This is a genomic window from Micromonospora sp. RV43 (assembly GCF_001029515.1).
GTDB lineage: Bacteria > Actinomycetota > Actinomycetes > Mycobacteriales > Micromonosporaceae > Micromonospora > Micromonospora aurantiaca.
Genome location: NZ_LEKG01000299.1, coordinates 1 through 4,721 on the forward strand (window position 1 = coordinate 1; position 4,721 = coordinate 4,721).

A 4,721-nucleotide genomic window follows, 5' to 3' on the forward strand; every position below is an offset into this window, starting at 1 on the left:
GTGGGCGGGCGGCGGCCGGGCCGGCGGCGCAGCACCCGGCGCGGCCGGGTGGCCTGCCGGATCCGTTCCTCACCGGCGTGCGCCAGGATGTCCCGCTGGAAGAGGGCGGCCTGCATCTTCGCGGCGATCTGCCGCTGCTCCCGGGCGATCTCGGCGTCCCGGGCCTTCATCTCGGCGATCGAGCGCTCGATGTCGGCCAGGTGCTCGGCCCACTGCGGCTGGTGCGCGCCGCAGTGCGGGCAGACGACGGCGGGCTTGATGTCCTGCCCGCACGAGGCGCACCTGAAGCTCTCCACGACAGTCTCCCGTCCGCCCGTGCCCCCGCACTGTGGACCTCCCAGAGGCAGCATGCCTTGAGTGGGCCGGGATTTCGACAGTTGCCGCCGCGTTCGGGACAACAAAAACGGACCGGCCGCCGGGAGACGTTCCCCGGCGGCCGGTCCGCGCGCTCAGCGGATCAGGGGCGACCCATGCCGCGGTACTCCCAGCCGGCCTGCGTCCACAGTGTGGAGTCGAGGCAGTTGCGCCCGTCGACCACCTTGCGGCCGTTCGCCAGCTCGCCCAGGGCCACCGGGTCGGCGTTGCGGAACTCGGCCCACTCGGTGAGCACGCAGACCAGGTCGGCGCCGCGGACGGCGTCGTTCATCGTCTCCTCGTACGTCAGCTCGGGCACCGCCCGGCGTGCGTTCTCGACCCCCTGCGGGTCGAACACGTGCACGTCGGCGCCGGCCTTGCCGAGCAGCGAGGCGACCGCGAGCGCCGGCGCGTCGCGTACGTCGTCGGTGTTGGGTTTGAACGTGGCGCCGAGCACCGCGACCCGCGTGCCGGACAGGTCCGGGCCGGCCGGCCCGGAACGGCGGCCGAGCAGTTCGGCGGCGAGCTGCACCACGCGGCTGCGGCGGCGCTGGTTGATCAGGTCGACCTCGTGCAGGAAGCGCAGCGCCTCACCGGCGCCCAGCTCCTGCGCGCGGGCCTGGAAGGCGCGGATGTCCTTGGGCAGGCAGGCGCCGCCGAAGCCGAGCCCGGCCTGGAGGAAGCGGTTGCCGATGCGCGGGTCGTAGCCGATCGAGCGGGCGAGCTGGGTGACGTCGCCGCCGGCCGCCTCGCAGACCTCGGCCATCGCGTTGATGAAGGAGATCTTGGTGGCGAGGAACGCGTTCGCGGCGACCTTGACCAGCTCGGCGGTGGCGAAGTCGGTGACCACCAGCGGCACCTCGCGGTCCTCGGTGGCGGCGAGGTCGAAGACGCCTTTGTGGGCGGCGAAGAGCATGCCGTTGGCCCACTCGCTCTTGACGCCGACCACGATCCGGTTCGGACGCAGCACGTCGTCGACGGCGAAGCCCTCCTGGAGGAACTCGGGGCTCCACGCCACCTCGACGCCGAGGTCGGCCGGGGTGTGCTTGCCGACGAGCTGCTCCACCCACTCGGCGGTGCCCACCGGCACGGTGGACTTGCCGACGATCAGCGCCTTGCGGGTCAGGTGCTGGGCGAGGCTGGTCACGGACGCCTCGACGTACGACAGGTCGGCGCCCATGCCGTCGGCCCGCTGCGGGGTGCCGACGCAGATGAAGTGGACGTCGCCGAAGTCGGCGGTCTCCTGGATGTCGGTGCTGAACCGCAGCCGGCCGGCGGCCAGGTTGCGCCGCAGCAGCTCGTCGAGGCCCGGCTCGTGGATCGGCACCTCGCCCGCGTTCAGCTTGGCGATCTTGTCCGCGTCGACGTCGAAGCCGAGCACCTCGTAGCCCAGCTCCGCGTAGCAGATGGCGTAGGTCGCACCGAGGTAGCCGGTGCCGAGGAAGGTCACCCGCGGGCGGGCGGCGCCGGACGGCGGGGTCACCGCGGCGATGGCGGGCATCGGCTGGGTGTTCGGGTACGGAATCGTCACGCCTGTCTTCTCCGCTCGCACTGGCGGCGCTTCCACGCGTCGCATTCTGCTGGGGCGCCGAGGCCGGGCACCGAGGGAACTGGATGTCTGCTGTGAGGGTAATGGGGTTGGGCGGGCGAGGCTCGGGCGCGAGCCTACCCGCCGGTAAGGTTCGGCCGGGGCCGGTGGCTATCCTTCAGTTTGCGGCAGTCGTCGGCCCCCGGGCGGCACAGACTGCGCATGATAGCGGTGAAAGGGGAGGGCCGACATGGCCGCAGAGCAGTCGTTCGACGTCTACCGGTTGCCGGAGGAACACGAGGCGATCCGGGAGGCGGTCCGTGAGGTCTGTGCGGCCAAGGTGGCTCCGCACGCCGCCGAGGCGGATGAGACAGGTGAGTTCCCCAAGGCGTCCTACGAGGCCCTGCGGGCGGCCGACTTCCACGCCCCGCACATCCCGGTCGAGTACGGCGGCGCCGGCGCGGATGCGCTGGCCACGGCCATCGTGATCGAGGAGGTGGCCCGGGCCTGCGCGTCGTCCTCGCTGATCCCGGCGGTGAACAAGCTGGGCACCATGCCGCTGCTGCTGGCCGGCTCCGAGGAACTCAAGCGCAAGTACCTCACCCCGGTCGCGGCCGGGGAGGGCATGTTCTCCTACTGCCTCTCCGAGCCGGAGGCGGGCAGCGACGCCGCCGCGATGACCACCAAGGCGGTACGTGACGGAGACCACTGGGTGCTCAACGGCGTGAAGCGGTGGATCACCAACGCGGGCGTTTCCGAGTACTACACCGTGTTCGCCGTGACCGATCCCACAGCGCGCTCGAAGGGCATCTCCGCGTTCGTGGTGGAGAAGTCCGACCCGGGCGTCAGCTTCGGCGCCCCGGAGAAGAAGCTCGGCATCAAGGGCTCGCCCACCCGTGAGGTCTACTTCGACAACGTCCGGATTCCGGCCGACCGCATGATCGGCGCCGAGGGCACCGGCTTCGCCACCGCGATGAAGACGCTGGACCACACCCGGGTCACCATCGCCGCCCAGGCCGTCGGTATCGCTCAGGGCGCGCTGGACTACGCCAAGGGCTACGTCCAGGAGCGCAAGCAGTTCGGCAAGCCGGTCGCCGACTTCCAGGGCATCCAGTTCATGCTCGCCGACATGGGCATGAAGCTGGAGGCGGCGCGGCAGCTCACGTACGCCGCCGCCGGCAGGTCCGAGCGCGGCGACGCGGACCTGACCTACTTCGGTGCGGCCGCGAAGTGCTTCGCGTCCGACGCCGCCATGGAGATCACCACCGACGCGGTCCAGCTGCTCGGCGGCTACGGCTACACCCGCGACTACCCGGTCGAGCGGATGATGCGGGACGCCAAGATCACCCAGATCTACGAGGGCACCAACCAGGTGCAGCGCATCGTGATGGCGCGTCAGCTGCTCAAGGGCTGACCGCAGGCGTTCGGGCGGGCGGGCCGGTACGTACCGGCCCGCCCGCGCTCGTTCAACGGCTCTCGGTGCCCTCCGGCCGGCCGGCGCCGCGCGGGGGCGCGGACCACGGCGACTCGCCGCCGGTGCGGCGGGGCAGGGGTTCGGTGGGGGACTCGGGGTACGCGAGCGTGAGCGGCGGCGTGTCCGGGTCCTTCGCCGGCGCCGGGGGCCAGTCGGTGAGCGCCGGCTTGTGCTCGACCGGTGTGACGGCCGGGGTCAGCTCCGCCTCGGCCGTCGCGGATGTGACGGGACGCCGCCAGCGGCTCGTGCTGAACACGGCCATCAGCAGCAGCAGGCCGATGAGGAACAGCGTGCCGTTGTCCAGCGGGTCGCGCAGCGGCAGCGGGTCACCGAGCAGCTTCAGGTCGTCCGGCACCCGGTCCCGCACGCCGAACGGCGCGACGAACAGCCCGAGGTACGGGACCGCGAGCAGCAGGCCGGCCACCAGCGGGCCGAACGGCGAGAAGCGCAACGTGCCGAGCAGGCCGAGCAGGATGCCGGCGACGCCCAGATAGACGGCCGGCTCGATCAGGTTCGGCGTGCTGTACGTCCCGATCTCCACCCAGCGGTCGACGGTCCGCTCAGATCCGTCCTGACCGAGCGTGACGAGCACCCAGGTGACGGGCGCCACCGCCAACCCGGCGAGGAAGCTCCAGAGATGTCGCATCCGCGCACCGTACCGTTTTCGGCATGACAGATCATCCCGCGGTCCCGCCGGGTAAGCCCACGTCGTACTCCCGCGTCACGCTCAGTCGCATCATGACCGCGGTCGATGTCAATCTGTACGGGACCGTGCACGGTGGGGTACTGATGAAATTCGTGGACGACGTCGCCGGCGCGGCGGCGGCGCGGCACAGCGGCGGCACCGCGGTGACCGCGTCCATCGACGAGATCGTCTTCTCCGAGCCGGTCCGGGTGGGCGATCTCGTGCACGCGCACGCGCAGATCAACTGGACCGGACAGACCTCGATGGAGGTCGGGGTGAAGGTGGTCGCCGAACGCTGGGACTCGGCCGAGGAGGAACCGGTCCGGGTCGCCACCGCGTACCTGGTGTTCGTGGGCGTCGACGTGGGTGGCACGCCCCGGCCGGTCCGCCCGGTGCTGCCCGAGACGCCGGAGGACGAGCGCCGCTTCCGGGAGGCCGAGATCCGGCGCGCGCACCGGCTCGCCCGGCGCCGCGCGATCCAGGCCCACCGCGCCGGCTGAGGTGTAAGGAAGGGCCCCTTGTTAACGCCTGCGGTAGAGGAGGGGACCCCTGTTAAGGCGTGTTTCATAACGAGGTCAGAGCCACTCGGTGATGATGGTGATGGTCAGGACGGCTTGGAACCGGACGGCCAGCTTGTCGTAGCGGGTGGCGACGCCGCGGTGGCGTTTGAGCCTGTTGAT

General features: G+C 71.3%; 5 protein-coding genes and 1 pseudogene. 2 read left to right on the plus strand and 4 right to left on the minus strand.

Going from position 1 to position 4,721, the window contains the following annotated elements:
* A partial coding sequence (locus tag ABD52_RS36270) for a hypothetical protein (RefSeq protein WP_047894723.1) occupies positions 1-296 on the minus strand: 296 nt, incomplete at its 3' end.
* A 161-nt stretch (positions 297-457) separates the two neighbouring features.
* On the minus strand, positions 458-1,885 hold the full coding sequence (locus ABD52_RS36275; RefSeq protein ID WP_013284143.1) for a UDP-glucose/GDP-mannose dehydrogenase family protein: 1,428 nt from the start codon (positions 1,883-1,885) through the stop codon (positions 458-460).
* Positions 1,886-2,132: 247 nt separating this feature from the next.
* Here ABD52_RS36275 and ABD52_RS36280 point away from each other — a divergent pair, with 247 nt between their 5' ends.
* Positions 2,133-3,296 carry an acyl-CoA dehydrogenase family protein gene (locus tag ABD52_RS36280; protein ID WP_013284144.1) on the plus strand — a complete coding sequence of 388 codons (1,164 nt, stop codon included), beginning with the start codon at positions 2,133-2,135 and terminating at the stop codon, positions 3,294-3,296.
* A 52-nt stretch (positions 3,297-3,348) separates the two neighbouring features.
* Here ABD52_RS36280 and ABD52_RS36285 read toward each other — a convergent pair whose 3' ends face one another.
* Complete coding sequence (locus ABD52_RS36285) at positions 3,349-4,002, minus strand: hypothetical protein (protein WP_047894724.1); 654 nt, start codon at positions 4,000-4,002, stop codon at positions 3,349-3,351.
* Between the two features lie 23 nt (positions 4,003-4,025).
* Here ABD52_RS36285 and ABD52_RS36290 point away from each other — a divergent pair, with 23 nt between their 5' ends.
* Positions 4,026-4,541 carry an acyl-CoA thioesterase gene (locus tag ABD52_RS36290; protein WP_013284146.1) on the plus strand — a complete coding sequence of 172 codons (516 nt, stop codon included), beginning with the start codon at positions 4,026-4,028 and terminating at the stop codon, positions 4,539-4,541.
* A 75-nt stretch (positions 4,542-4,616) separates the two neighbouring features.
* On the opposite strand, the pseudogene ABD52_RS39595 reads toward ABD52_RS36290, so the two are convergent.
* A pseudogene (locus ABD52_RS39595) lies at positions 4,617-4,721 on the minus strand (IS5/IS1182 family transposase); the annotation flags it as partial.

Bases quoted from the DNA above. Each gene is read 5' to 3' on its own strand.
- ABD52_RS36280 (WP_013284144.1), top strand. From the start codon at position 2,133: ATGGCCGCAGAGCAGTCGTTCGACGTCTACCGGTTGCCGGAGGAACAC.
- ABD52_RS36285 (WP_047894724.1), bottom strand. From the start codon at position 4,002: ATGCGACATCTCTGGAGCTTCCTCGCCGGGTTGGCGGTGGCGCCCGTC.
- ABD52_RS36290 (WP_013284146.1), top strand. From the start codon at position 4,026: ATGACAGATCATCCCGCGGTCCCGCCGGGTAAGCCCACGTCGTACTCC.